The 24,879-nt window shown below is 60.1% G+C and carries 30 protein-coding genes and 1 tRNA gene; all 31 read left to right on the forward strand.

The genetic code is table 11. The features are described 5' to 3' along the window. Positions 1-17: 17 nt before the first annotated feature. A complete protein-coding gene (locus tag AADJ11_RS19665) occupies positions 18-1,073 on the forward strand; it encodes an N-acetylmuramoyl-L-alanine amidase (protein WP_341236109.1) in 1,056 nt (351 codons plus the stop codon). A gap of 174 nt (positions 1,074-1,247) precedes the next feature. Further along, entirely contained in the window at positions 1,248-1,466 is a 219-nt protein-coding gene (locus tag AADJ11_RS19670; RefSeq protein WP_037963739.1) for a hypothetical protein, read from the forward strand. Between the two features lie 119 nt (positions 1,467-1,585). Further along, the gene (locus AADJ11_RS19675; protein ID WP_341236110.1) at positions 1,586-2,965 is read left to right on the forward strand and encodes a site-specific DNA-methyltransferase; all 1,380 of its coding nucleotides are present in this window, start codon (positions 1,586-1,588) and stop codon (positions 2,963-2,965) included. 46 nt (positions 2,966-3,011) lie between these two features. Continuing rightward, entirely contained in the window at positions 3,012-3,518 is a 507-nt protein-coding gene (locus AADJ11_RS19680; RefSeq protein WP_304950134.1) for a terminase small subunit, Nu1, read from the forward strand. Then, on the forward strand, positions 3,518-5,437 hold the full coding sequence (locus AADJ11_RS19685; RefSeq protein ID WP_341236111.1) for a phage terminase large subunit family protein: 1,920 nt from the start codon (positions 3,518-3,520) through the stop codon (positions 5,435-5,437). Before AADJ11_RS19680 ends, AADJ11_RS19685 begins: the two co-directional genes overlap by 1 nt. A 6-nt stretch (positions 5,438-5,443) precedes the next feature. After that, on the forward strand, positions 5,444-5,983 hold the full coding sequence (locus AADJ11_RS19690) for a hypothetical protein (RefSeq protein ID WP_341236112.1): 540 nt from the start codon (positions 5,444-5,446) through the stop codon (positions 5,981-5,983). After that, entirely contained in the window at positions 5,983-7,611 is a 1,629-nt protein-coding gene (locus AADJ11_RS19695) for a phage portal protein (protein ID WP_341236113.1), read from the forward strand. The genes AADJ11_RS19690 and AADJ11_RS19695 overlap by 1 nt, the downstream gene beginning before the upstream one ends. Beyond that, the gene (locus tag AADJ11_RS19700) at positions 7,580-9,643 is read left to right on the forward strand and encodes a phage major capsid protein (RefSeq protein WP_341236114.1); all 2,064 of its coding nucleotides are present in this window, start codon (positions 7,580-7,582) and stop codon (positions 9,641-9,643) included. The genes AADJ11_RS19695 and AADJ11_RS19700 overlap by 32 nt, the downstream gene beginning before the upstream one ends. Before the next feature lie 64 nt (positions 9,644-9,707). Then, on the forward strand, positions 9,708-9,995 hold the full coding sequence (locus AADJ11_RS19705) for a Rho termination factor N-terminal domain-containing protein (protein WP_341236115.1): 288 nt from the start codon (positions 9,708-9,710) through the stop codon (positions 9,993-9,995). A 3-nt stretch (positions 9,996-9,998) separates the two neighbouring features. Then, positions 9,999-10,268: a head-tail joining protein gene (locus tag AADJ11_RS19710; protein WP_341236116.1), complete on the forward strand. Its 270-nt coding sequence runs from the start codon at positions 9,999-10,001 to the stop codon at positions 10,266-10,268. Between the two features lie 27 nt (positions 10,269-10,295). Continuing rightward, the gene (locus AADJ11_RS19715; RefSeq protein WP_132998313.1) at positions 10,296-10,829 is read left to right on the forward strand and encodes a phage tail protein; all 534 of its coding nucleotides are present in this window, start codon (positions 10,296-10,298) and stop codon (positions 10,827-10,829) included. After that, positions 10,829-11,362, forward strand: a complete 534-nt coding sequence (locus tag AADJ11_RS19720; RefSeq protein ID WP_341236117.1) for a hypothetical protein — start codon at positions 10,829-10,831, stop codon at positions 11,360-11,362. The genes AADJ11_RS19715 and AADJ11_RS19720 overlap by 1 nt, the downstream gene beginning before the upstream one ends. Next, on the forward strand, positions 11,355-11,744 hold the full coding sequence (locus AADJ11_RS19725; RefSeq protein ID WP_341236118.1) for a phage baseplate assembly protein V: 390 nt from the start codon (positions 11,355-11,357) through the stop codon (positions 11,742-11,744). The genes AADJ11_RS19720 and AADJ11_RS19725 overlap by 8 nt, the downstream gene beginning before the upstream one ends. A 54-nt stretch (positions 11,745-11,798) precedes the next feature. Beyond that, positions 11,799-12,137, forward strand: a complete 339-nt coding sequence (locus tag AADJ11_RS19730) for a GPW/gp25 family protein (RefSeq protein WP_341236119.1) — start codon at positions 11,799-11,801, stop codon at positions 12,135-12,137. Beyond that, entirely contained in the window at positions 12,134-13,036 is a 903-nt protein-coding gene (locus AADJ11_RS19735; protein WP_341236120.1) for a baseplate J/gp47 family protein, read from the forward strand. Before AADJ11_RS19730 ends, AADJ11_RS19735 begins: the two co-directional genes overlap by 4 nt. Continuing rightward, complete coding sequence (locus AADJ11_RS19740; RefSeq protein ID WP_341236121.1) at positions 13,029-13,682, forward strand: phage tail protein I; 654 nt, start codon at positions 13,029-13,031, stop codon at positions 13,680-13,682. Before AADJ11_RS19735 ends, AADJ11_RS19740 begins: the two co-directional genes overlap by 8 nt. After that, entirely contained in the window at positions 13,682-14,197 is a 516-nt protein-coding gene (locus tag AADJ11_RS19745) for a phage tail protein (RefSeq protein WP_341236122.1), read from the forward strand. Before AADJ11_RS19740 ends, AADJ11_RS19745 begins: the two co-directional genes overlap by 1 nt. A gap of 12 nt (positions 14,198-14,209) precedes the next feature. Continuing rightward, positions 14,210-15,007, forward strand: coding sequence for a hypothetical protein (locus tag AADJ11_RS19750; protein WP_341236123.1), 798 nt, complete (start codon positions 14,210-14,212; stop codon positions 15,005-15,007). A gap of 12 nt (positions 15,008-15,019) precedes the next feature. Further along, on the forward strand, positions 15,020-15,421 hold the full coding sequence (locus AADJ11_RS19755) for a hypothetical protein (protein ID WP_341236124.1): 402 nt from the start codon (positions 15,020-15,022) through the stop codon (positions 15,419-15,421). Between the two features lie 20 nt (positions 15,422-15,441). Next, positions 15,442-15,927 carry a hypothetical protein gene (locus tag AADJ11_RS19760; protein ID WP_341236125.1) on the forward strand — a complete coding sequence of 162 codons (486 nt, stop codon included), beginning with the start codon at positions 15,442-15,444 and terminating at the stop codon, positions 15,925-15,927. Between the two features lie 56 nt (positions 15,928-15,983). Further along, positions 15,984-17,165, forward strand: a complete 1,182-nt coding sequence (locus AADJ11_RS19765) for a phage tail sheath C-terminal domain-containing protein (RefSeq protein WP_341236126.1) — start codon at positions 15,984-15,986, stop codon at positions 17,163-17,165. Beyond that, positions 17,165-17,671: a phage major tail tube protein gene (locus tag AADJ11_RS19770; protein ID WP_341236127.1), complete on the forward strand. Its 507-nt coding sequence runs from the start codon at positions 17,165-17,167 to the stop codon at positions 17,669-17,671. Before AADJ11_RS19765 ends, AADJ11_RS19770 begins: the two co-directional genes overlap by 1 nt. 9 nt (positions 17,672-17,680) lie before the next feature. After that, positions 17,681-17,971 (forward strand): phage tail assembly protein, encoded by a 291-nt coding sequence (locus AADJ11_RS19775; RefSeq protein WP_341236128.1) that lies wholly within the window; start codon positions 17,681-17,683, stop codon positions 17,969-17,971. 120 nt (positions 17,972-18,091) lie between these two features. Then, the gene (locus AADJ11_RS19780; RefSeq protein WP_341236129.1) at positions 18,092-20,965 is read left to right on the forward strand and encodes a phage tail tape measure protein; all 2,874 of its coding nucleotides are present in this window, start codon (positions 18,092-18,094) and stop codon (positions 20,963-20,965) included. Between the two features lie 2 nt (positions 20,966-20,967). Further along, positions 20,968-21,381, forward strand: a complete 414-nt coding sequence (locus tag AADJ11_RS19785; RefSeq protein ID WP_037963772.1) for a phage tail protein — start codon at positions 20,968-20,970, stop codon at positions 21,379-21,381. After that, on the forward strand, positions 21,344-21,568 hold the full coding sequence (locus tag AADJ11_RS19790; protein WP_341236130.1) for a tail protein X: 225 nt from the start codon (positions 21,344-21,346) through the stop codon (positions 21,566-21,568). Before AADJ11_RS19785 ends, AADJ11_RS19790 begins: the two co-directional genes overlap by 38 nt. Beyond that, on the forward strand, positions 21,559-22,566 hold the full coding sequence (locus tag AADJ11_RS19795) for a late control protein D (protein ID WP_341236131.1): 1,008 nt from the start codon (positions 21,559-21,561) through the stop codon (positions 22,564-22,566). The genes AADJ11_RS19790 and AADJ11_RS19795 overlap by 10 nt, the downstream gene beginning before the upstream one ends. 74 nt (positions 22,567-22,640) lie before the next feature. Then, positions 22,641-23,252 (forward strand): hypothetical protein, encoded by a 612-nt coding sequence (locus AADJ11_RS19800; RefSeq protein WP_341236132.1) that lies wholly within the window; start codon positions 22,641-22,643, stop codon positions 23,250-23,252. 293 nt (positions 23,253-23,545) lie between these two features. Beyond that, positions 23,546-24,073 carry a hypothetical protein gene (locus AADJ11_RS19805; RefSeq protein ID WP_341236133.1) on the forward strand — a complete coding sequence of 176 codons (528 nt, stop codon included), beginning with the start codon at positions 23,546-23,548 and terminating at the stop codon, positions 24,071-24,073. A gap of 152 nt (positions 24,074-24,225) precedes the next feature. Continuing rightward, positions 24,226-24,507, forward strand: a complete 282-nt coding sequence (locus AADJ11_RS19810; RefSeq protein WP_341236134.1) for a hypothetical protein — start codon at positions 24,226-24,228, stop codon at positions 24,505-24,507. A 290-nt stretch (positions 24,508-24,797) separates the two neighbouring features. Beyond that, positions 24,798-24,871 (forward strand) — tRNA-Cys (locus AADJ11_RS19815). The last annotated feature ends 8 nt before the right edge of the window (positions 24,872-24,879 follow it).

Consider the following 24,879-nt stretch of genomic DNA (forward strand, 5'->3'; position numbering starts at 1 on the left):
AATGAAAGGGACGTACCGTGAGTGGCGGACGAATGAAGCGCGTCATCGCGCACTGGACTGCCGGGGCAGGGCGCGCCTCTGCTGAAGACAAGGCGCACTACCACAGGCTGGTCGAGTATGACGGCACAGTCATTGCTGGGGCAGAGGCTGTCGAGGACAACATCGTCACGTCTGATGGCGACTATGCGGCCCATACTCTGAGGCTGAATACAGGATCGATTGGCGTTGCAATGTGCGGCATGCGTGGCGCTGTGGAGCATCCCTTTGATGCCGGACCCTCGCCGATCAATGAGGCGCAGTTCAACGCCTTTTGCAAACTGGTCGCTGATCTTTGCGTCGAGTACGGCATCCCCGTCACACCCCAGACGGTCCTCACGCATGCAGAGGTCCAGACCACGCTTGGGGTGCAGCAGCGGGGCAAATGGGACATTGCGCGGCTGCCTTGGCGAGACGATCTCCGCGGGGCTCGATCCGTCGGTGACTTCATGCGCCAGCGTATCACCTTGATGCTGGGTGGCGTGGAAGTGCTTCAGTCTAACCGCCCGATCCTACGCTTTGGTGACAGGTCTGTTGATGTCGGCGTTTGGCAGGTGGAGCTTTCCGATCGTGGCTATCACCTAGGTCGCGCGGATAAGGATTTCGGGCGTCTCACCCGCGCTGCGACCCTCGCATTCCAAGCGGACAATGATCTGCCGTCTGACGGTGTCGTAAACGCCGATGACTGGCTTCAAATGGCCAAGGCGTCACCACGACCTGAACGTTTCGTCACTCAGCAAGAGATTGATCGTGAAAGTGGCACTGCGCAGGATGCCCAAATGACAGCGCGTGTAGGAGACTTAGTCGGCCTGGGCGGAGTTGCCGGGATTGCCACCCAAGCAAAACAGGCAGGTGAAGCGGCGCAGGCCGCATCCGGGGTGATGGGACAGCTGAGCGCGATGGTTACCGAACACTGGCCTGCGCTGCTGCTGTGCGGGCTATGCGTGACGGCATGGTTTGCGTTGCGCGCGCTTGGGTATTCTACCCGTCGTCGCCGGCTGTTGGATGCGCGTGAAAACCGTAGCCTGGCGCGATGATCGGTTTGCTTGCACATCGGTTTATGCGCTCGGCATGGGGACGCTATCTAATGTTTGGGCTTGCCATCTTGGCTGGGCTGAAAGGCTGGGGCGAGCTCAGAGAGCGCGAGGGCAGAGTTGACGCTAAAGAGCGTCAATCGCTGGAAAACATCAAAACTATGAGGAGGATGCAGGATGCAGGCGCTGCCGTTACTACTGATCGCCGGTCTGTCGTTACACGCTTGCGGAAGGGAAACTTCTAGCGTGCTGCCGATCGTGAAGGACTACCCGAACGCGGTCCAAGCGCAGGCCGCTGATGAGCTTGAGGCGCTGCCCGAGGGTTCGGTGCTGCCAGTGCTGATCGGCGACTATGCCGTGCTGCGTGAGCAGCTGCGCGCAGGCAGGGCGCAGTGAAATCGTCATATAAAAAAGGGTCCTTCCTCGGCCGGGAGGGCCAGTGGGTGCGCATGGTCGCAAAAACCAACTTGTGGGTGCGCCATTTTTTCCATTTCGTTTCGTTTTAGGAGCAGCGCTTGTCTGATCTAATTTCTTACACCGACGTCGAGATTTTGCCGCCTGGTGACCTGACGCCCTATGACCGAAACTCGCGGACCCACAGCTCTGAGCAGGTCAGCCAGATCGCGGCATCGATCCGCGAGTTCGGGTTCACCAACCCGGTGTTGGTCGGTGAGGACGGCACCATCATCGCCGGCCACGGTCGGGTGCTTGCAGCCTTAGAAATAGGGATGTCGCAGGTTCCGTGCCTCAGAATTACCGGCCTGTCAGACGAGCAGCGGCGCGCCTATATCATCGCCGACAACAAGCTGGCGCTGAACGCCGGATGGGATGATGAGCTGCTGAAGCTGGAGCTTGGCGAGCTGCGCGATCTGGGGTTTGACCTCGGGGTTGTGGGCTTTGACCAATCCGAATTGAACGAGCTTTTTGTCGATCTTGACGGCCTGGGAGAGGAAGGAAAAACCGAAGACGACGAGGTGCCGCCGATCGGAGGGGACTTCGTTTCTCGGCGTGGCGATGTGTGGGTCTGCGGTGATCACCGGATCATGTGTGGGGACTCCACGGTCATGTCTGATATCGAGCGGCTGATCGGTGATGAGCTGGTCGATATGTGCTGGACCGATCCGCCCTACAACGTGAACTACGAGGGCACGGCCGGCAAGATTGAGAACGACAACATGGGCGCGGATGCGTTCCTTGCCTTCCTGACCGATGCCTTCGTTTCTGCGTTCGCGGCCATCAAGCCAGGCGGTGCGCTCTATGTCGCCCATGCCGACACCGAGGGGCTGCCGTTTCGCACAGCCTTCAGCTCCGCTGGGTTCAAGCTGTCGGGGTGTCTGGTCTGGGTGAAGCCGAGCCCAGTCCTGGGTCGGTCGGACTATCAGTGGCGGCACGAGCCGATCCTTCATGGTTGGAAGCCTGGCGCACCGCACCGCTGGTTTGGCGGCCGTAAGCAGACAACTGTCATCGATGCGGAGGATCTGCCGTTCGTCGTGAAGGAGGACGGGTCGCTGTTGATAGACACCGGATCCGGCCATCTGCGCGTCTCAGGTTCTGACCTTAAGGTCGAGGAGCTGGTGTCGTCGGTGCTGCGCCACGAAAAGCCGAGCCGCAACACCGAGCACCCGACGATGAAACCGGTCGGGTTGGTGATGCAGTACCTGAAGAACAGCAGCCGGCGCGGTGATTTGGTCCTGGATCCGTTTGGCGGTTCGGGGAGCACGATGATCGCGGCGCAGAAGATCGGCCGTGTCGCGCGGCTGATGGAGCTGGATCCACGGTTTGCGGATGTGATCGTGAAACGCTGGCAGGATTTCACCGGGGGGCAGGCTGTCTTGGAGGGCACGTCCGATCGCTTCGACGATCTGCGCGGCAAACGTGGGGAGGCTGGCAAGTGACAAGGCGCGTAGGTTGGCTGCCCGCACTGGATTGCTCGGATGTTGAATGAGCAGCTCGGGCAATCCAACATATCCGGTCAGCGTGATAGCGAAGCTGCTGAAGCTGACCGAGCGCCGGGTCCAGCAGCTGTCGAAGGAGGGCGTGATCCCGAAGGCCGAACACGGCCGCTATGAGCTTGCGGCCGCGGTTCAAGGCTATGTCGGGTACCTGCAGGAACGGATCGCACCCCGCGGTGCCGACGGTGATCCGGAAAAGGCTGACTACCATACCGAAAAGGCGCGGCTGACCAAGTCGCAGGCTGACATGGCAGAAATGGAAGCGGCGAAGATGCGCGGTGCCCTGGTGGATGCCGAGCAGATGAAGGAAGCACTGGACTTGGTGATCGCTGAGGTGCGCGCCAACCTTTTGAACAACGCGCCCACTCGGATCGCGGCGCGCGCGAAGTCAGAAAAGAAAGAGGCTTCGATCAAGCTCATTGCAAAGGAAGAAATCGGCGCGGCTCTGCGCAAGCTGTCGACCACTGATCCGACTTCGCTGGTGGGAGCTGACTGATGTCCTGGCCATTTGGTAGCGCCGCTCTGATGGTGGCCACCTCGTTTCTCGCAGGCTTGGCACCGCCCCCCGACCTGAAGCCGTCAGAGTGGGCGGAGCAGTCTGTTCAAATCCCTGTCGGCAACGCGATCCCTGGTCTGATCAGTTTCGACAACGCGCCGTATCAGCGCGAGCCATTGGACATGACGGCCGACCCATCGTGTCACCGGATCACGCTCAAATGGGGCGCGCAGGTTGGCAAGACGCAGCTGGCACTCTGTGCTCAGGGTTTCAAAATCGTGCACGATCCTGTGTCGCAGCTGATGATGCAGCCGTCGGAAGGCGACTTGCAGACATGGCTGACGACGAAGTTTAACCCGCTGGTCGAAGCCAACCCCGACCTTGAGACCCGGATCGCTACGCCTCGGGCGCGCAAGGGGGTGAACAACACGCGGATGAAGTCCTACCCGGGCGGTTTCATCATGTTCGCCTGGTCGGGATCTCCCAAGACGCAGCGCGGCCGGTCTGCACCCTTCATCGTTTGCGACGAAACCGACGGCTACGATCGCACGGCCGAGGGTCATCCCGTCGGTCTGTTATGGGAGCGGGCCAACACCTTTGATGATCAGCGTAAGCTGGTAGAGATCTCGACGCCGACAATCCGCGGGATTTCGTGGATTGATCATGCCTACGAGCAGGGTGACCAGCGTCAGTTCCATGTGGCCTGTCCGCACTGCGATGCCGTCCAGACGATCGAGTGGTCAAACGTCAAATGGGATAAGAACGCGGACGGCGAGCACATGCCCGAGAGCGCTTACTATGAGTGCCGGGCGAATGGCTGCGTTTGGTCGGACACCGATCGTTACTTTGCCATCCGAAACGCGGAGCGGCTGGGGCATGGGTGGAAGGCAAAGAAGCCGTTCCGGGGGCATGCGTCCTATCATCTCAACGGGCTCTATTCCTGCTTTGTGAAATTTAAGATGATCGTGCAGTCCTTCCTGGACAAGAAAGCGGCCGGGGATCTGCAGACCTTCGTCAACGTCACGCTTGCGGAAGCCTGGGAGGAAGAGGCAGAGACGCTCGAGGTCGAGCAGCTGATCGCGCGCGCCGAGCCGTTCCCATCGAAGGTTCCGATGGAAGTCGGCGTCCAGACGTGCGGTGTCGACATGCAGGAGGATCGCCTCGAGCTCGAGCGCGTCGGCTGGGGGTTGGGCGAGGAAAGTTGGAGCCTCGATCATCAAGTCTTCTGGGGCGATCCGCTTAAACCCGAAGTCTGGAACCAGCTTTTTGACTATCTCGATCAAACCTTCGAGCACGAATCCGGGGCGCAGATGCGGATCGCTTCTGCCTGTGTCGATACCGGTGGTTCCGGTGGCCTTACCCAAGCAGCCTATGAGCAGCTGCGCGGGAAGCAGCGGCGCAACATCTTCGCCATTAAGGGGGGCAAGGGGTGGGACAATCCGATCGCGTCTGCTCCGAAGAAGTCCAAGTCGGGCAAGCGCGCGCGGCCGGTGACCTTGTTCACGATCGGGGTCAATGACGCCAAGCTGATTGTGATGCGCCGGGCGAAGCAGGACACGCCCGGCCAGGGCTATTGCCACTGGCCTGTCGATCGGGATCCGGAGTGGTTTCATCAGCTGACGGCCGAGCGGTTGGTGACCCGGTTCGTGCGGGGCTTCCCAATCCGCGAGTGGAAGAAAACCCGCGACCGAAACGAGGCGCTCGATTGTCGGGTCTATGCCTATGCCGCGTTGAAAATCTTAAACCCGAATATCTTGGTGCGTCTGCGCCGGCTCAAACCCGACGACGATCATGTTGCGGAGGATGAAACGGCCGCGGGGGAACCGCCAGAGGAAGCGAAGCCAAAGGCTCGCAAGACTAGGCGAGGTAAAACACGCCGCACACGACCTCGTGGATCAGGGCGGATCAACAATAGGTAGTCAGGTTTGCTCCATCAGTTTCCCAGCTCAGTCACGGCCGGCTTAAGCATTAAGGCCGAGGTGCATGTCGATGCATATCCGGCACCCGAGTGGACGTTGACAGCGATCATCCGAGGTCCGTCTTCGATCGATCTTGAAGCGGCACCGCTCGGGCCTGGGCATTTGTTCGCCGAAACCGCTGCGACCACCTCGGGTTGGGACGCTGGCACCTATAAGGTGTCGGTCCGTGCCGTCTCTGGGGAGGATGTGCATGAGGTCGAAGCCGGCCAGCTGACCATTGCTGCGGATCTGGTGTCGGTCGATGCAGGGTTTGAGGCACGTGGTCACGCGCAGCGAGTGCTTGCCTCAATCGAGGCGGTCATCGAAGGCCGCGCCACGAAGGATCAGGAAAGCTACGCGATCAATGGCCGGTCGCTGGTCCGTACATCGATCGCTGATCTGTTGTTGTTGCGCGATCGATACAAGCGCGAGATCGCGCGCGAGAGCCCCAATGGAAAACGCCGACGTCTGACCGGCCGGCAGGTTAAAGTGAGGTTTGGTCGCTGATGTTTGGTTTTGGAAAAGCGCGCGATTCCGGCGAGGGCAATCGCCAAGAGCCGAGCGCACCTGTGGTCATGGTCGAGAGCTCGATCCCAAAGGTGAGCCGGCGCAATAAGCCGATGCGCCCCGCGGTGGGTAAGCGCGGGTTCGACGCTGCGATCTCGGACAGGCTCACGTCTAATTGGTCAACCACTCCGCTGACCGCCGACCAGGTCATCGACCGCAATCAGCGTGTCCTGGTCGCGCGCTCGCGAGAGGAGGCTCAGAAGAACGACTATCTGAAATCCTTCCTGCGTCTGTGCGATCAGAATATTGTTGGTCACCGCGGCTTTGCGCTTCAGGCGCAGGCGCGTGACAATAGCGGCGCGCTCGATCGGGGGGCAAACGAAGCGCTTGAGGCGTGGTGGCGCAAATGGCAGCGGGCGTCTAACTGCGACATCACCGGCAAGCGCAGCTTTCGAATGATCTGCAAGGGAGCGGTCAAAACCGCTGCCAAAGACGGCGAGTTCATGATCCGCGAAATCCGCGGCCGCAACGCGGGGCCCATGCGCTATGCGCTGCAGGTTCTGGATCCGCAGCGGTGCCCGGTCGACTATAACGTCGATCGTCTCGCCAATGGTCGCTTCGTGCGCCAGGGGATCGAGTTCAGCCGGGAGGGCCGGCCGCTGGCATTCTACTTCATGACGGGCGATCCGGCCGGCTCGGGCTACACGTTCAACGGGACCAGCCTCGATCGGGTGCCGGCTGATGAGATCATACATGGTTTCCTAGAAGATATCACGGGCCAGCGCCGGGGCATTCCCTGGGCTGCCACGTCGCTGTGGCGTCTGCACATGCTGGGCGGGTTGGAAAATGCGGCGCTGACCAGCGCGCGGACCGGCGCGTCGGTCGGTGGTTTCCTCGAGTGGGAGGAAGGCTACGGGCCGGAACCCGATGAGGAACAGCAGGAGGACGAAGAGCTCTATATCGAAAGCGCGGGTGGAGTGTTCCAAGAGCTGCCGACGGGCCTGAAATCAAAGGCATTCACCCAGCAGTATCCCTCGGGCGAGTTCGCCCCGTTCCATAAGTCGATGCTGCGCGGTGCCGGTGCCGGCATGGGCGTGGCCTATGTCAGCTTTGCCAACGATCTTGAAGGCGTGAACTTCAGCTCGATCCGCCAGGGCGTTCTGGATGAGCGCGATCACTGGATGGATCTGCAGGAGTGGTTGATCGAGACGTTGATCGATCGCTGCTATCAGTCGGCGCTCGAGCCAGCGCTTTTGATGGGGCTGGTCGTGAACAATTCGATCCGCCTGCGTCCCGAGCGCATCGAGAAGTTCCGCAATGTCTACTGGCAGGGCCGTCGGTGGGCATGGGTCGATCCGACCAAGGACGTCAAAGCGGAAATTGACGCCAAAAACAACATGCTCACATCGCCGTCTGAAATCATTCGGCGTCGCGGTGACGATCCCGACACCACCTGGCGCACCTACGCCGACGATATCCAAGCCATGCGCAAGGCCGGCATTCCCGATGAGTTCATCATGGCCTCGGTTCTGGGCGTGGTGCCCGCCGCTGTTCGGCCGCCAGCTGGCGACGCAAATCAAGAAGAGGACGAGTCCGATGACAAAAATGAAACTCCTGACGCAGAATAGCGGCTTGGCCGCTTCGTTGATCGGTGCAGTCCTGACCCGGTCGGTGACCGTGGAGCAGGTCAATGCCAACCGCGGCGGGGCACCTTTGCGCCGGCAGGCGGCTGTGCGCACGATCGATGAGGAGGCGCGCACCGTTGAGGTGGCATTCAGCTCTGAGGAGCCGGTCGCGCGCTGGTTTGGCGATGAAATCCTAGACCACTCGCCGGGGGCAATGTCCGACGACCGCCTGCGCAATGGCGCGGCCGTGCTCTGGAACCACAACCCAGATATCCAGATCGGTGTGGTCGAGACTTCATCGGTCGACAGCGATCGCCGCGGCCGTGCTGTTTTGCGGTTCGGCCGGTCCGCCAAGGCTGCCGAAATCTGGGCCGATATTGTGGACGGCGTGATCCGTCACGTGTCGGTCGGCTACTTCGTGCGCGCGATCAAAACAGAAGAGGTCAAAGGCGAGCGCGACAAGGTCACGATCACCGATTGGGAGCCGTTTGAAATCTCGATGGTGAGCGTTCCTGCGGATGCATCCGTGGGGGTCGGTCGATCGGCGGGGGAACCGCCAGAGGAACCGACCGGCGATGGCTCCAATACTCCAAACCATTCTCAAACGCGCACAGCGCAAACTGAAACAGAAGGATCAGGCGATATGAACATTCGCATTCTCCGCAACGCAGCCGGTCACCTGGTCCGTGCCAAGGTGGACGACAACGGCAACATCGTGGAAGAGATCGAGGTGCTTGAGCGGGCATCCGAAACACAAGCGCTGGTGACGCGCGGCCAAGAAGCCGAGCAGACCCGCGTTGCGGCGTTGCTGGAAATGGGCGAGCAGTATTCGGCGCAGCAGCTGGCAGCTGATGCAATCCGCGGCAGCACGTCCGTCGATGAATTCACCCGCACTCTGCTCGATCACGTTGGTGGTGGGCGCGGGAATGGAAACGGCAACAGCGGCCGTTCCGATGATACTTGCAACCGCGCATTGGATGACAACGCAGGTGTCGTTGGCATGACGGACTCCGAGGTGGGTCGGTTTAGCTTTCTTCGCGCAGCTCGGGCCTTGCTCAATCCAAGCGACCGGTCAGCACAATCCGCAGCTGCATTCGAATTCGAAGCATCGGCGGCCGCGCAGGAAACGATGGGGCGCAGCTCCGAAGGGATCACAGTCCCCGTCGACGTCCTGACCCGCGCGCTGAACACATCGATCTCCGGTGCCACGCCGGGCGACACAGGCGGGTTCTTGATCGATACCAACTTGGCCACGCAATCCTTCATCGAGATGTTGCGCAACCGCGCCACGTTGCTGCAGCTGGGGACGCCGATGGGCGGTCTGGTCGGCAATCTGGATGTACCTGGTCAAACCGGCTCGGGTAACGTGTTCATCGTCGGTGAAGACGAAGATGTGGGCGAGGGCAGCATGGACGCTGGGCTGGTCAAAATGAGCCCGACCACCATTGGTGTCTTTGGCCGGGTGACGCGCCGCATGATGCAGCAGTCCTCGATGGATGTTGAGCTGCAGTTCCGTAGCTCTTTGGCGACGGATCTGGCGCTCGGTATCGATTGGTACGGCTACTATGGTGATGGCGTCGGGAATAACCCGCTGGGTATTTTGAACCACTCGGGGATCAACGCAGTGGCGTTCGCGGGCATTCAGCCGACCTATGCGGAAATCATCGAAATGGAGAGCGAGGTCGCACTCGACAACGCTCTGACGGATTCGGTGCGCTACGTGGGTAACTCCAAGTTCCGCGGTCACTGTAAGTCGACCGAGAAGTTCGCCAACTCGAATGGCCAGACGATCTGGGAAGACGGCGGTACCGTGAACGGGTCGACGGCCGAGATCACAAACCAGTTCCAGAACGGCGACGTGCTGTTTGGCAACCTGCGCGATGTCTACATCGGCCTGTGGGGCGCGCTGGATATCCTGGTCGATCCCTACACCCAGTCGCTGTCGGGGACGCGCCGGGTTGTGCTGCACCAGGACTTCGATATCGCCGCGCGCCGCACCGAGAGCTTCTGCCTCGGCCGCAAGCCAACGGTGTAACGATTTGAGCCGGCCGATCAGGCCGGTTCGCTCCCTCTGACCTCTTTAATCTTAGGATTTCAAAATGGCTGAAAAGACAGTGAAAGTTAAAATCACCTCCGCGATCGCGATTGCGGGCAATATCAAAACGCCTGGCACCACGGTGGAGATTGGCGAGGATCTGGCAAAGAACCTGATCAACCGCGGCCGCGCCGAGCTAGCAAAGGGTAAGGCTGCCAAAGCTGAAGGCGATCTGGGCAAGATGAAGGTCGCGGACCTGAAGGTCATCGCGGCCGAGCTTGAGATTGACGGGTATGACGGCATGAACCAGGCCAAGCTGATTGCGGCCATCGAAGAAGCGCGCGACGCGTAACCGATGCCCCATCCCGATTGGGAGGACATCTCCGCCTTTTTCGAGCTTGAGGAATTTGCCACCACGGCAAGTATCACCAGGGGTTCGGAAAAGGTGGCAGATGTCCTTGGCATTTTTGATGACCCGAGCCAGATGGCGACCTTGGGCGAGTTCGAATTCGACAGCCCTGGACCGCGGTTTGTTTGCCGCGAAGACGAGGTGTCGCAGGTTCTGCGCGGTGACACAGCAGTGATCGAGGGCCGCACCTTCGATGTTCTGGAAGAGCCACGCTGATCCTGGCGGTGCCGAATGTGATCTACAATGCTGGCCTTTGATTTTGACGATGGTCAGCTCGATAAGATCGCGGCCGAGTATGCGGCAACCCCCAAACAGGTAGACCTCTCTCGATCGCGCGCGCTGAAGCGCACGGCCGCGACCCTTCGGCGTCTGGCGTCCACTGGCCTGCAGACGGAGCTCGGGCTGCGGAATGCTAAAGCACTGCGCCGTCGCCTGAAGGAGTACAAGGTGGGCAAGGGCAACAACGCGTTGAAGCTCTGGTTTGGGGCCAATGATCTGCCGGTCTCAGCATTCAAGGGCCGGCCGCAAAAGGTCGATGGCGGGATCAAGTTTGGCGACACGATGGTCCACGGCGCGTTCTTTGCGAAGGTGGGCGGTAAGCGCAAAGTCATGCAGCGGTACGGGTCGAAGCGATGGGCGATCGGCGAGGCGACGTTGTCGGTTGCTGATCGGATGATGATCTACCTCGAGGACGAGGTCTTTGTGGATATCGACAGCATCTACATGAAGCACTTTCTGGCAGAAATTCGGGCGCGCACAATCTTAGGAGTTGGATGATGGCTGAAGCACTTGATTTGGGCGATGCCCTGGACACGGTCGTGGCCACGCTGGCGGCGGCGTTTCCGATGTTTAAGACGGTCGCGGCCGAAGATGAGACGCGCAAAACTTTAGAAGTGCCAGCCATCATCGTTCAGATGTCGGAGCTCGAGCCTGATCCCGACAAGGATCTGCATACGGGTCAGTTTCCGTGCCTGGTCCGGATCGAGGCACGCATTGTGCTCGGGTACCGGACACCGAAGGTGCGGCGCGAGGTGCTGAAGGCAGCCGGCGCGCTCGCGGCCGCGGTGCACAGTAACCGATTGGGGGTCGCCTGGGGCGCGGCCGCAGTCTTGGCTGTTGAGCCGGATGAGTTTGCGCCGCAAGCGGACCAGTACGACGTTTGGCGCGTCGAGTGGGCCCATGCGGCGGATATCGGCTCGAGCTTCTTTATCGATGACGGCGTGACACCGACCCAGCTGCTGACGTCCTGGTCGCCCGATATCGGGCCGGCGCATGAGCAGGAGTATGTGGCGGAGGCCGGCGATGTCTGAGTTCACCTTATCGCAGCTGATGCAGGCCGTGGAGCGCATGATCATGGTGGCGACGGTCACGGCGCGCGAAGGCGATCGTGCCAAGGTCAAATGGGCTGACGGGGCTGAGAGCGATTGGCTTAAAATTGCGCAGCTTGGATCGGAGCAGCTGAAGTTCTGGATTCCACCATCGGTCGGCACTCAGGTGGTGGTGCTTTCGCCTGGTGGCAATACCGCGCATGGCATCATCTATCCCGGTCCTTTTGCGGGTGGTGTGCCGGCCGGCAACTTTGCCGGCACGATCACCGGGGCCGGCGATGTCGTGGCGTCTGAGATCAGCTTGGTATCTCATGTGCATGGGGACATTCAGCTTGGGCCTAGCGACACCGGCACTCCGAAGTAGCGCAGTGGGGAACCGCCAGAGGATCGCAGCGCGTGTCCTGTCTAATGTGGGCGCATGTATGGGATCAGCGCACTCACAGGCCGTAAATTGGGCGGCATCGACCACCTCCGGCAATCCATCCGGGATATCCTGACGACCCCGATCGGGTCGCGGGTGATGCGGCGCGATTATGGATCCCGTTTGTTCGATCTTATCGATGCGCCGTATTCGTCAGCGACCAAGCTGGCGATCATCGCGGCAACGGCCGAGGCATTGATCACATGGGAGCCACGCATCGATGTCGACACCGTAACGCTTCGGACCTTTGAGCCTGGCAAAATCACCATTGACCTCAGCGGCCGCTATCTGCCCGACGGCCGCGAAGTCACCATTGTGGGGATCGAGGTCGGATGAGCGCGTTCACGGCAATCAATCTTGAGCGACTGCCCGCTCCGGAGATCATAGATCGCAAGGACTTTGAGACGATCCTTGCGGAAATCAAGGCATGGCTGGTCGCGCGCGATCCGAGCCTCGCGCCGATCATGGGGGTGGAAAGCGAGCCGATCACCAAGGTGCTTGAGGCTTGGGCGTATCGCGAGCTGCTGTTGCGCGCTGAAATCGACGATGCCGGCCGCGGCAATATGCTGGCGTTCGCTGGTGGTGCGCAGCTGGACCATCTGGCGGCGTTCTATGGTGTTGAGCGCGCGGTGATCCAGCCGGCCGATCCTGCGGCGCTGCCGCCTGTGTCGGCCCTACTCGAGGATGACGTCCGGTTTCGCTCGTGGGTGCAGCTGGCGCTCGAAGGGTTCACCACTGCCGGCCCGCGCGGGTCGTATGTATTCTGGGGGCTGTCGGCCTCGTCGCTGGTGAAAGACATTAGCGTTGAATCGCCATCGCCGGGACAAGTCCTGGTCACGGTGCTGTCGGATGACGGAGACGGCAGCGGCGATGCTGCGCTGATCCAGACGGTTTCTGACAAGCTGAACGACGAAGACATCCGGCCGCTGACAGACCAAGTCATCGTGCAAGGCGCATCGATCGTGCCGTATCAGCTCGAGGCCGTGCTGACGCTCTATGAGGGGCCCGATGCGGATGTTGTGCGCGCGGCCGCTGAAGCGTCAGTTTCTGCGTTCGTATGGGACCAGCACCGCTTGGGGCATGACATAACGGTTTCTGGGCTGCATGCGGCGCTGCATTTGGCAGGGGTGCAGAAGGTCACCCTGGTCAGCCCCGGCGCTGATCTTGAGATTAGTGCGTCTGAGGCTGCTTACTGTACGTCGGTATCCGTGACGGTTGGGGGGCGTGATGTCTGATCTGCCCACCATTTTGCCGTCAAATGCGCAAGCGATTGAGCGCGAGCTGGAGCAGCTGTCCGGCCGCCTGCTCGGGTTTGGCGATCCGATCGCAGCGCTTTGGGATGCTTCCGTATGTCCGGAGCATTTGCTCTCCTATCTCGCCTGGGGGTTTTCGGTTGAGGTTTGGGACAGCGGTTGGCCCGAAAACCAGAAGCGCCAGATACTGGTCGATGCGGTGCAAATTCACCGGGCAAAGGGTACGATCGGGTCTGTTCGTCGCGCGCTCGGGGGTATCGGCTTTGAAGCTGAGATTGCGGAATGGTTCGACTACGGCGGGGATCCTCATACGTTTCGGATCGATGCGTTTGGTGATGATGTGTTCGCCGCCGGCATGGCGATCGACAGTCGCACCTTGGCGTGGGTTACATCGATCCTGGTCAATCTTAAACCTGAGCGTTCCCATTTTGAGCTCCGCATTGGGGAGCGGTTCGATACGGCCGTCTATGCCCGTGCTGGCGCGCGCGGTCGTACGCGCTCTGATCTGAGCCACGACCCTAATCCACGGACGCGCGTTTCGGTCGGTACCACGCATATGCGGGTCGGGTCGCGGGCGCGCCAGATCAGCACTGTTTACCATGATGTTCAGCCAAGGGATGCCGCCTAATGCCCACCACCATTCTCACCGATATCGCCGAGGCGAAAATTACCCAGGCCGCGGGCTCAGGGTCGCAGGTTGCGATCACGCATGTGGCGTTGGGTGACGGCAACGGGGCCAGCTACAACGGGGACTTTGACCAGACCTATTTGCGACGGGAACGTGTCCGGGTTCCGATCGAGCGCCGGCATATTGTCTCGCCGAGCGCATGGCGCGTGAAGGCCGAGTTCGGGATCGACACTCTCGCGTTCGATGTCCGTGAAGCCGGGTTCTTTGATGCTGATGGGGATCTGATTGCGCTTTGCACGTTCCCCGCGGCTGAGGTCCGTCGCACCGGCGCTATCGTCTATTTGATCGACCACGTGCTGAATTTTAGCCGGGTCGCCGAGGGGCTGATCATCGTTGATGCGCCGGATGATGACCTGTTCGATCACGTCGTGACCGATTTGGAAACGCAAGCGCTCACCTATTCCACTCAATACGATCTGCAGATGGCCGTGCGCGCCCTGCAGGCGGCAACCTAAGAGGACGAACAAATGAGCATTAATGACATCAACAATGCTGCGGCCGCGATGAACCAACTGAAGGCGCGGTATGAAGGCTTTCTGGACGATGCCGATGGGCAGATTTCCGTTCGTCAGGCGGCATACGATGCTTTGTCCGCTAACTTGAAGGGCGTGGTATCGTCTGAAATGGACCGTGTCATAAGTGTGAATAATACGCTTACTGAGAGAGCTGGCACCGTTTTCCCGACGATAAAAGAGGCAGTAGAATCGGTTCCTTCCGGCGCTCAGGTTGTTGTGAAGCTGAACACTGGACAGACGCACATCATCGACGCTGACGTTTATGTTTCTAATCGGCGCGTCGTTTTTACCTACGCTGGTGATTTGGCTGCGGGTAGGCCAAAGATCAAGCCAATCGCGTCTGTGGTTGGCGGCGTGAACCAGATGTTTGGGTTTACTGGAAGCAACGCTGACATACAGCTTTCAACCGTGGACATTGAACTCCCAGACGTCACGCCCGACATTAACCTCGGGTGGAACGGACAGCGGCGCAGCCTTGTCGTGTCATCAAGGGCAGGAACGCGGTCTATTTCGTTGTCTAGTTGCATTGTGACCGGCGGGGTCGCGGACTCTGTTCTTGGTATCATCAGCGTGTACGAATCCGCTTATAGCGCACTAGCGCTTTTCGTGACCACATTCGACGGGCCTATGGCGGGTGTCATCGACGGTAATGGTGGTGTTTTCAATATTCGTCGCACGAGTGCAACGCTCCTGAATGGCGCGGTTCTGAACTCCGGCGGAACGCTAGGCACTCACTTCCTTCAAAACTAAGGGGCTTAAAAAATGCAATTTGATATTACCCATCAGGGGCGAACCACACTTTCTGTTGATCGTGCTGGCGCAGAAGCCCTCGGCTTTCCAGAAGAAGTAATTGTGGAAGCCGAGCGGGGCGTTCGCATGAAGTCTGTTAAGGGCGAATGCCGCCGTCGCATCTACGCCGCAGCGTCAGCTGAAACGCAGATGAACATGGCAACAGCGGCTGCGGTCATCTCTGCGAAAGTGGCCAGCGCTCGTACAGAGGAAGAGGCTTCGATCTTAACTGGGCTTGATGATGCGATTGGGTGGGTAGCGCAAATGCGTGCCCGCGTAACCGAGCTGGCAGATGATGCGACGCTTGATATCGCTGATGACGCCAATTGGTTCCCATTGCCGGATGGCGCGCGCGACGTCGTCGCCAAGTTCTGAGCCGGCGCGAGGTTGATCCGATGATCGCCTTGGCATTCTACAAAGGGCGCGGGCAACTGCTCGATCGGGTGATCCGTTGGGTCACCCGATCGTCGTTCAGCCATGTCGAAATTCTGCGCGCGGTACCGGCAATGTCTGGCGATGGTTCGCAAGCGCGCGCTTGGTCATCGAGTGGCCGCGATGGCGGTGTGCGAGAGAAGTCGATCACCTTCAAACCGGGACATTGGGAATTCGTCGCTATTCCCTGGGCGGGGCCGGCCGCGATCGACCGGGTGATTGCCGAGATTGGCAATCCCTACGCCTATGCCGGCTTGCTGGCGTCACAGGCGTTGAACCTGCGACGGCATAGACGGGACCAGTGGTTCTGCTCGGAAATCTGCGCGCATGCGCTTGAGCTGGGTGCGCCGCAGGAGCTTTCGCCAGGCGGGCTTTATTGCCGTGTTTTGGAAATGAACCGCGCCTATCTCGCCGGGTGGACGCGCGCGGGGGAACCGCCAGAGGATTGAGCCGCGGTGCGGTGGAATGCTTGGGGCAACGGTTCACATCCGCAAGCGAGGTCACTATGGCATTTCTTCACGGCGTCGAGGTCATCGAGATCGATGCAGGTCCACGTCCCATTCAGACGGTCAAGTCGTCCGTCATCGGCATTGTACGCACCGCGCCCGACGCGGATCCTGATGCCTTCCCCCTAAACACGCCGGTCCTGGTCGCCGGCTCGCGCAAAGAAGCGGCCGGTCTGGACACCGTCGGTACCGCGCTTGGCACCTTGCCGGCCGCGATGGACGGCATCTTCGATCAGATCGGCGCGGTCGTCATTGTTGTGCGGGTTGAGGAGGGGGCTACCGAAGCTGAAAGCCTCGCCAATGTCATCGGTGGCGTGAACGCGGTCGATGGCAACTTCGAAGGGGTTCATGCTCTGGTCGGTGCTGAGAGCGTTGTCGGGTTTTCCCCGCGCATCTTGATCGCGCCTGGCTTTACCCACCAACGCCCTCTGGACAACGCCAATCCGGTTGTGGCTGAGCTGCAGGGCATCGGTGACCGTCTGCGCGCTGTCATCATCGCCGATGGGCCCAACACAAACGATGCCGACGCAATCACCGCGGCCGGCGACTTTGGTTCGGATCGCATCTACCTGATCGATCCGTGGCACAAGGTCATGGTCGGCTCCGATATCGTGTCGGTGCCGGCTTCGTCCCGTGTTGCCGGCTTGATTGCCAAGGTGGACAACGACGCCGGGTTCTGGGCATCGCCATCCAACAATCTGCTGGGCGGCGTGATCGGGACCAGCCGGCCGGTTGACTTCAAACTGGGCGATGCGAGTGCGCGCGCCAACCTGTTGAACGAGGCCAAGGTTGCCACAACGATCCGCCAGAATGGCTACCGTCTCTGGGGCAACCGGAGCCTGACGGAAGATACGAAGTGGATCTTCCTCAGCGTTCGTCGCACGGCCGACATCATCAACGACTCCCTGCTGCGCGCTCACCTCTGGGCCGTCGATCGGGGCATCACCAAAACCTACGTCTCGGACGTAGAGGAAAGCGTGAATGCCTACCTTCGGGATCTGGTCGCCTTGGGCGCGATCCTGGGCGGGCGATGCTGGGTCGATCCGGACTTGAACTCGGCCGCAAATATCCAGCTCGGCAAAGTGTTCTTCAACTTTGATTTTACGCCGGTCTATCCGGCCGAGCATATTACGTTCCGTTCGCACCTGGTGAACGACTACATCGAGGAGGTGTTTAACTGATGGCTGCTGAAGATATCCTGAAATATCTAAATCTGTTCGTTGATGGCCGTGGCCATGCGGGCAAGATCGAGGAATACAGCCCCCCCGATCTGACGGTCTCGACCGAAGAGTTCCGCGGGGGCGGCATGGACGCGCCCATCGATCTCGACATGGGCCAAGAGAAGATGACCACGTCCTTCGTTCTTACGTCCTACGACCGTGATGTGCTGTCCCTCTGGGGCATCAAAGATGGCTCGTTGGTTCAGCTGACGGCACGTGGGTCGCTTGAAAGCCTGGATGGCACCAAGACGGCCGTGGCGCATCACATGCAGGGCAAAATCATCTCGGTGGCGCGCGGTACCTGGGGCTCGGGGGCGAAGCCGTCGCTGACCTTCACTGTGAGCCTGCGGTACTACCGTGAGGTCCACGGTGGCGTCGATATCAACGAGATCGATGTCGTCAATATGGTGCGCAAAGTGCGCGGCGTGGATCAGCTCGCCGAGCACCGCGCAAACATCGGCCTGTAAGGAGCTTTCATGGACAATCAAAATAAGCCGGCTTGGCTGGTCGAAAATGACGATGGGTCGCTCACGATCAATTTTAAAAGCCGACCGCCGAAGATCGACGGGACGGAAGTCAAAAGCCTGAAGATGCGCGAGCCGTTCGTTGATGATCAGCTGGCTGCGGATTCTGCCGGGTCCAGCAGCGCGCTTTCTGAAATCGCGCTGATTTCCAATCTGTGTGAAATCTCACCGGAAGCGGTGCGCTCGATGACGATGCGCCAGTACAGCCGGCTGCAGACGGCGCTCTCGGTTTTTATTGGCTGACCCGTGAACAAGTCCGGGCGGGGTCACTTCGGCTCGCCCGGCACACCGGATGGGCCGAGCGTGAAATCATGGCCATGCCGGTCAGTCGTTTCATCTGGTGGATAGAGGGCCTTCCGAAGAATGAGTAAAAACCAACGCCTAAACGCAACGATCACGATCGGTTCGGTTCTCGAGCAATCGGTCAAGCGCAACATGGGCTTCCTAAAATCTGGGCTGTCCCAAGTCGGCGATGCGATCAAGGGTGTCGAGCGCCGGCAAAAGGAGCTCGATCGCCAGCGTAACGTTCTGCGCAAGCAGGGGCAGTCCGTTGAGCACCTCGATCGTGAGTATGAAAAGCTCGAGCGGACGCTTGTGGATCTGCGCCGCGCCCAGGAGCGATGGAACCGCGCGGCCGCAGCGTCGCGCCGTGTCGGGTCCACCTTCAGTAATATGGCATCTGGCATCGGCCGGAACGCGCGCCAGATCGCGATCGGTGCGACCTTGGCCGGTGGCGCGATCTTTGGCCTTGCCAATTCTACAGCGGATCTCGGGGATAACGTCGCCAAGACGGCCGACAAGCTGGGGATCGGCCTGGGCGCGCTTCAGGAGCTGCGCTATGCGGCCGAGCGGTCAGGGGTTGCGGCAGGTACCTTCGACGGCGCTTTGGAAAAAATGACCAAGAACATCGGTCTGGCGCTCGAGGGGACCGGGGCCCAGAAGGACGCGTTGGACGCTTTGGGGCTTTCAGCCGGCCAGCTCGCCAATCAGCTGCCGGAAGAGGCGCTTGCCTCGATCGCAGACAAGCTGCAGGGGGTCGAGACGCAGGCGGAAAAGGCCGCGCTCGCAAACGATCTGTTTGGGCGATCGGGTATCGGTCTGCTCAATATGCTGAAGGACGGCTCTAAAGGGCTGACGCAGCTTCGCGAGGATGCGCGGCGCACCGGTTATGTGCTGTCGGATCAGGCTGCGCGGGATGCCGAAGTGTTCAAAGACACGCTGCTGGATACGCAGCTGGTGATGGCCGGCCTGAAGAATACGGTCGGCTCTGCACTGATGCCGGTGGTGACGCGTTCTATGCGCCGCATCGGCGACGCTCTGATCGGCAACCGGGCTGATGTGGAGCGGTGGGCGAACGGGTTCGCTGATGGCGCTGAGAGGGCGCTGCCAGTGATAGGCGAGGTTGCCGCGGGCATCGGTGCGATCGGGTCCGTGGTCTGGTCGGTCACCGAAGGCACGGCCGATATGATCGGCGGCTGGGAAAACTTCGGCATGGTGGTCGGGGCGGTCCTGGCGTCGCGCACGATCGTGCGTGTTGCCAAGTTCGGGGGCGCAGTGTTCAGCCTCGGCCGCGCCATGCTGTCTCTGGCCACAGCGTCGCCGATCGTCGTTGGGGCGATCCGGGCGATCGGGTCTGCCCTGGTCATGAACCCGATCGGGGCGGCGATCGCCGTCATCGCGGGTGGGGCCTATCTCATCTACCGCAATTGGGAGAGCGTCGCGCCCTGGTTCAAGGGCCTATGGGGCGATGCGAAGGGGCACTTTCAGGGGTTCGGCAACTTCGTCGGTGGGGTCTTTTCCGGGGATATGGAGCGCGCCGAGAAGGGGGTGCGGGCAATGTGGAACGGCACCACGTCGTTCTTCGATCGGACCTTGAGCGGCATCGGTGCCGTATTCTCGGCGACCTATTCAAACCTCATTAAGCCGGTCACGGATGCAATGAGGATCACGGGGCCAATCGAGGCGGCATGGCGGCAGGCTGGCAGCGTGTTGGGGCCGGTGCTGTCCGATATTGGGTCCTACTACTCTGGCTTGGGCGATGTGGTCGCTGGCGCCTTTTCCGGTGATATGCAGCGCGCGTCCGATGGGCTCGGGCGCATGTGGAAATCGGCGCAGTCTGTCATGGACGGGATCCTGGGCGGCATCGGCAACAGGTTCAGGTGGATCTATGAAAATTTGATCAAGCCGGTGACCGATGCGATGGGGGTGACCGCGCCGATCGAGCGCGCCTGGTCGACCCTTTCCGGTGCAATCGACACGACGCTCAGTGCGATCGGGTCCGTCTTCGACACGACCTGGTCTGGGCTGGTGAAGCCGGTCATCGATGGGCTGGCTGCGACCGGTGGCATCGGGGCAGCGTGGGAGGCGGCCAAAACCGCTATTGATCCTGTGCTGACCTGGATCGGTGATAAGTTCACCACGCTGATGGCCTTGATCAAACCAGTGATCGAGGCGTTGAAGTGGGGCTATGAGAACGCGCAGCGCGCCGGCAATGCGATCGGCTCGGCCGTAGGCTCTGCGGTGGCCTCGCGCGTTGAGCCTGGCAAAGTCTCGGGGCTCGGCAATACGGCGTCAAATGACAACGCGGCACCGATGACCAGCTCGGCCGCAGAGAAGCTATACGGAATCAAGCCGCAGAAGAACGCCTTGGGCGGACCTTTCCGTCCTGGCTGGCACCTGACGGGCGAGCTCGGTCCGGAGCTCAAGTTCGAGAACCGGTCGGGGTACGTGGCGAACAACCGCGCCATGCGCCAGCTGGCCGGCTATGCCGAACGTGTCGGCTCTGTGTTCAGCCCGGCCGCGCGGTCGGTGAAAAAGCAAGGCGCGCGCGCTCTGGATACGGTGCGTCGCAACAGCTCGGGTGCGCGGCCGGCCAGCAATCGAGGAGCCCGTGTCCTGGACAAGTTGCGTCGCAGCAGCCCGCGGGTGGGTATTCCTGCGCAGCCGACGCGGCGCATGGGATCCGCTCCGCTCACCTCGAGTGAACGCGGTCAGTCGCGCCGTCCCGACGTGGACGGCATGATGGCGCGCATCGAGGCCGTATTCTCCCAGACGGCCGCGCCGGCACTGGCAGCAGCTCCTGCGCAGGCATCGCAAACCGTCACCAATCATTACACGATCAACGCGCCTGGGGCTGACGCTCATGAAGTCCTGCGGCTCCTGAAGCGTGAGGAACAACGCAACGCCGGCAACGGTCTATTCGATCGCGCGCCGGTCACGGGACCGTTTGGGAGATAACGATGGCAGAAGTCATGATGCAGCTCGGGTTCTTCCAGTTTTCCCTGGATAACGCAGCCTACCAGCGGCTCAGTCGATCGGCTGAGTATCGTTGGGCCCGGCAGGCGCGGATCGGGACCAACGATGCGCTGCAGTTCACCGGCCTGGGTCCGGAGACTGTGGAGCTCGAGGGCGTGATCTATCCCCACTTCCGAGGCGGGCTGAAGCAGATCGACAAGATGCGCACACAGGCCAGCCTTGGGCTGCCACTGCCCTTGGTGTCTGGCATCGGTAAGGTGCTGGGCTTGTGGGTCGTGGAAGGCGTTACCGAGGGGCAGGAAGTATTTGCCTCGCAAGGCATCCCGCATCGGCAAGAGTTTACAATGAGGATGGCAAGATATGACGGCGGTGTCCGATCTCTACTTCGTTTCTTCTGAGGGTGATGTCCTGGACCAGGTCGTGGCCGCGCATTACGGGGATACCCTGGGTGGCAAGGTGGAGGCGGTTCTTGCCGCTAATCCTGGTCTGGGCGCGTTGGGGGCTGTGCTCGATCCTGGCGTTCGCATCCTGTTGCCGGATTTAGACACCTCAGAACCTTCTGAAACGGCGCAGCTATGGGGCTGATGGATTTCCGGCCCTTGGTCCAGGTCGCGATCAATGGGGTGCCGCTGTCGGGCTTCGTGTTCTCTCAGCTGAGTTCGGTGCGCGTGTCCGACACGGCCGGCTTCATCTCCGATACTGCCGAGATCACTTTCGCCAATACCTCACCGCTGTCGCGCTTTGCCATGCCGGAACCGGGGGCCGAGGTCGCGATCGCCCTGGGCTATCTCGGGGAGTTCTTGCAGATGGGGCTCTATATCGCCGATGAGGTCGAGGAGAGCTCGCCCCCTCGCATGATCACGGCCGTGTGCCGTGCCAAGGCGCAAGGCGAGACGCAGAGCGGCTTTGCCCCGATCAGCCAGCAGAAGTCCCGGTCGTGGCCGGCCGGTATGACGCTGAAGGCGATCGCTACCACCATTGCCGGCGACAACGGGCTCGAGCCGGCCGTGACGGAGGCCGCGGGATCCATCGTGCCTGGTCACATCGATCAGCTGGATGAAAGCGACCTGTCGGTTCTGACGCGGATTGCGGTGCTGCACGATCTCATTGCGAAGCCGGCCGGTGGCGTTCTCTACGTCGGGCGCAGGGCGGAGGGGGTGAAAGCCTCGGGCCAGCCCACTGCTACAGTGGTGCTGCAGGAGGCAGATGTCACCCGCTGGTCGATGCGCCGGGGGCTCAGCGAGGCGACCGGTACAATCATTGCCACCTATCGGGATATCGAGAAGGCCGAGGATGTCGAGGTAAAGGTCGGGGACGCGGAGCCGGTGCGCCGGCTCCGCCAGCGGTTCCGATCCGAGGAAGGGGCGCGCGCCGTCGCGACGGCCGAGTCGCGCCGTGCCGGCCGTGCAAAGGAGACGCTTGAGGTGGAGCTGCCTGGCAACCCTTCAATCGCGGCTGAGGGGCGCTTGATCCCGATCGGGTTCAGTGCGGCCGCATCAGGCGTTTGGATTGTGAAGACGGCGACACATGAAGTCTCCGAGGGAGGCTATCGCACGATGGCCCAATGCGAGCGGCCGGAGTAGGGAACCCGCCAGAGGCACCATTTTGTCCACGCGGCCATCTTGGCCGGAAATGTCTGCACCTGGAGCCTGTCTGCATGTCTGAAGAAGAAACCCCGCGCGCGGGGCTGATCAACTGGTCGGAGTGGCGAAAGGATGGCGGCAAGTTTTTCCGCATCACCGTCATTGGGGCCTTCGCTGCGTGGATCGGTGCCTATGTGCCCGTGGTCAATGAGCTGGTATTCTCGCCCTGGCGCTTAGGCGACAAGGTGGATGCCAATACCCAGACGCTGTCGCATCTGGTCGAGGACGTGAAAATCCTACAGCGGCCGGATGTTATTTTCCGGATATCGCGATCGGACGTGTTGGGGCCCCGATGCGGGGGCGGGCGCAGCTGCGCGATCGAGGTCGAGATCGAGCGGACCGAGGAGGGGCGAAACTGTCAAATCGTGCCGGGCAAAACCCGCTATTCCTTCCGCAACCCGCGGACCGATGCCAGCCTGTACGTTCGCCTCGATCGGCCGGTGCAAAGCCAAAACGTCGGGTCAAAGCCGATCACGTTCCAGTATCAGGTCACCGCGCCGTATGGCTTGGAACCCAACGCAGAGTTTTGTTTGGAGCCGCTTTACAAAAGCTGCCCAGGAATGTCGGAAGGGGATTCTCCAATTAAGGCCACGCGTAGCTGTACAGCGATTGCTATTGAGCCATGATATGATCTAGCGACTGTACGGTCATGAAAATTCCTACTATGGTTCGCGCAACAGTTGCCTAGAGAGTTTTCAGTTTCATGGGAGAATCCAAAAATAAGTTTAGCCTAAGTCGCAATATCCCTGCCGAGATTGCGAGACAGCTAAGGCAAGAGGCTGGCTTTGGATGCGTAATCTGTGGGTGTTCCCTAATTACCTATGAACACATCATCAATTTCAGTGATGTGGACCAGCATCGAGTAGAAGACATGGCCGTTCTGTGTGAGAATTGTCATGGCAAGGTTACAAGGAAGCAGTTGAGCAAGGAATACGTTCGCCAGAAAAAGGGCAATCCAAAGGCGCTAGAAGACGGTTTCGCGCACGATATCTTCTTCGCGACTTCCGAGCAGCCGACTGTGACTATCGGCAATTTTACGATGCGCAATATCGGCATTCACTTGATGGTAGGCTCTGACCCAATCATTCATATCAAAGGGCCGTCCGTTGAAGGCGAACCGGTGCTGCTCAACTTGATGCTCGCCGATGAAAGTGGTTTTAAAATCGTGGAGATCGTTGACAATCAATGGCGCGTCAATCGTGATAACTGGGACGTTGAAACTAATGCTAACCGCATGACGTTTCGAAAACGGAAAGGTTGCATAACCCTGGAAATCGAATTCCAAGCTCCTGACACATTTCGTATCACGCGCCTGAATATGCTCCACAAGGGGCGTCGCATCTATTTTGATCGAAAAGGACTTCACTTACGGAACAATGAAGGTGGCAGTATAAACCTGTCGGGACGTGGCCGGGCTGAGTACTGCAGCATCGGCATTTTAATGTAGAATCTTTTTCGGAGCATTCGTTCTATCTAACACTCGAAAACAGTTTGAGCCTTCATGGTTTACCCGTCCACCTCAAGGGCATGATCTACGAAAAGAAATCTGAACAAAATCGATCATCTACGGATACTTGAAAATCCGTGCATAGGAGTTCGATGACGAGGATCCATCCTTGTCGGCTTTTCCCCTTCATCCCTGCGCATCCTTTTGATGCACCGGTTCATGATTTTCTGGCGCTCGCCGACCAGCGCTTTCATTGCCAGTTTCTTTCTCTCGATGCGTATGTGCGGCTTCGCCAGCCGGCGCAGCTCGACGTGGTCGGCAAAGCGGAGCCAAGCCGCGCGCAGTCCGAAAGGCTCCGATTTTGGACCACCGTTATGGCCTATGCCTGGTCGCTTCATTTTGCTGCCTTCGTTCGTCCGCAGATCATACCGTGAACAGACATTGCCCAATAATTGCCCCTTATCAGTGCACGTTTATGCATTGTTCTGCACATTTGGGGTGGTGCCGTATCTGGCCCTTTTCGTCCTAAATCACTGCAAATACCCTTATTTTATTGGGTTTAGGGGGTGGTGCCGGACTTGCCTGATTTGTCGGTGGCACTCCCCTGCTAAGGGAGCAGGTTTTCCATCGAGGTCACCCAACTTTCTTGCCATACGTCATTTTTGAGGCTGCCGCACATTCCTGATATGTTTCTGATATGTTCTCCCGATCTGTTGCACAAAAAGGCGTTTGAAATCAGTCAAAAACGTGCGGATTGCAAATCCGTGTACACCGGTTCGATTCCGGTACTCGCCTCCAAATTACCT

Origin of the sequence: uncultured Sulfitobacter sp. (assembly GCF_964021855.1) — a bacterium.
Lineage (GTDB): Bacteria > Pseudomonadota > Alphaproteobacteria > Rhodobacterales > Rhodobacteraceae > Sulfitobacter.

Coding starts and splice junctions, on each gene's coding strand:
- AADJ11_RS19670 (WP_037963739.1), top strand. CDS start 1,248: ATGCAGGCGCTGCCGTTACTACTGATCGCCGGTCTGTCGTTACACGCT.
- AADJ11_RS19680 (WP_304950134.1), top strand. CDS start 3,012: ATGAGCAGCTCGGGCAATCCAACATATCCGGTCAGCGTGATAGCGAAG.
- AADJ11_RS19685 (WP_341236111.1), top strand. CDS start 3,518: ATGTCCTGGCCATTTGGTAGCGCCGCTCTGATGGTGGCCACCTCGTTT.
- AADJ11_RS19695 (WP_341236113.1), top strand. CDS start 5,983: ATGTTTGGTTTTGGAAAAGCGCGCGATTCCGGCGAGGGCAATCGCCAA.
- AADJ11_RS19700 (WP_341236114.1), top strand. CDS start 7,580: ATGACAAAAATGAAACTCCTGACGCAGAATAGCGGCTTGGCCGCTTCG.
- AADJ11_RS19705 (WP_341236115.1), top strand. CDS start 9,708: ATGGCTGAAAAGACAGTGAAAGTTAAAATCACCTCCGCGATCGCGATT.
- AADJ11_RS19710 (WP_341236116.1), top strand. CDS start 9,999: ATGCCCCATCCCGATTGGGAGGACATCTCCGCCTTTTTCGAGCTTGAG.
- AADJ11_RS19715 (WP_132998313.1), top strand. CDS start 10,296: ATGCTGGCCTTTGATTTTGACGATGGTCAGCTCGATAAGATCGCGGCC.
- AADJ11_RS19720 (WP_341236117.1), top strand. CDS start 10,829: ATGGCTGAAGCACTTGATTTGGGCGATGCCCTGGACACGGTCGTGGCC.
- AADJ11_RS19725 (WP_341236118.1), top strand. CDS start 11,355: ATGTCTGAGTTCACCTTATCGCAGCTGATGCAGGCCGTGGAGCGCATG.
- AADJ11_RS19730 (WP_341236119.1), top strand. CDS start 11,799: ATGTATGGGATCAGCGCACTCACAGGCCGTAAATTGGGCGGCATCGAC.
- AADJ11_RS19735 (WP_341236120.1), top strand. CDS start 12,134: ATGAGCGCGTTCACGGCAATCAATCTTGAGCGACTGCCCGCTCCGGAG.
- AADJ11_RS19740 (WP_341236121.1), top strand. CDS start 13,029: ATGTCTGATCTGCCCACCATTTTGCCGTCAAATGCGCAAGCGATTGAG.
- AADJ11_RS19745 (WP_341236122.1), top strand. CDS start 13,682: ATGCCCACCACCATTCTCACCGATATCGCCGAGGCGAAAATTACCCAG.
- AADJ11_RS19750 (WP_341236123.1), top strand. CDS start 14,210: ATGAGCATTAATGACATCAACAATGCTGCGGCCGCGATGAACCAACTG.
- AADJ11_RS19755 (WP_341236124.1), top strand. CDS start 15,020: ATGCAATTTGATATTACCCATCAGGGGCGAACCACACTTTCTGTTGAT.
- AADJ11_RS19760 (WP_341236125.1), top strand. CDS start 15,442: ATGATCGCCTTGGCATTCTACAAAGGGCGCGGGCAACTGCTCGATCGG.
- AADJ11_RS19765 (WP_341236126.1), top strand. CDS start 15,984: ATGGCATTTCTTCACGGCGTCGAGGTCATCGAGATCGATGCAGGTCCA.
- AADJ11_RS19770 (WP_341236127.1), top strand. CDS start 17,165: ATGGCTGCTGAAGATATCCTGAAATATCTAAATCTGTTCGTTGATGGC.
- AADJ11_RS19775 (WP_341236128.1), top strand. CDS start 17,681: ATGGACAATCAAAATAAGCCGGCTTGGCTGGTCGAAAATGACGATGGG.
- AADJ11_RS19780 (WP_341236129.1), top strand. CDS start 18,092: ATGAGTAAAAACCAACGCCTAAACGCAACGATCACGATCGGTTCGGTT.
- AADJ11_RS19785 (WP_037963772.1), top strand. CDS start 20,968: ATGGCAGAAGTCATGATGCAGCTCGGGTTCTTCCAGTTTTCCCTGGAT.
- AADJ11_RS19790 (WP_341236130.1), top strand. CDS start 21,344: ATGACGGCGGTGTCCGATCTCTACTTCGTTTCTTCTGAGGGTGATGTC.
- AADJ11_RS19795 (WP_341236131.1), top strand. CDS start 21,559: ATGGGGCTGATGGATTTCCGGCCCTTGGTCCAGGTCGCGATCAATGGG.
- AADJ11_RS19800 (WP_341236132.1), top strand. CDS start 22,641: ATGTCTGAAGAAGAAACCCCGCGCGCGGGGCTGATCAACTGGTCGGAG.
- AADJ11_RS19810 (WP_341236134.1), top strand. CDS start 24,226: ATGACGAGGATCCATCCTTGTCGGCTTTTCCCCTTCATCCCTGCGCAT.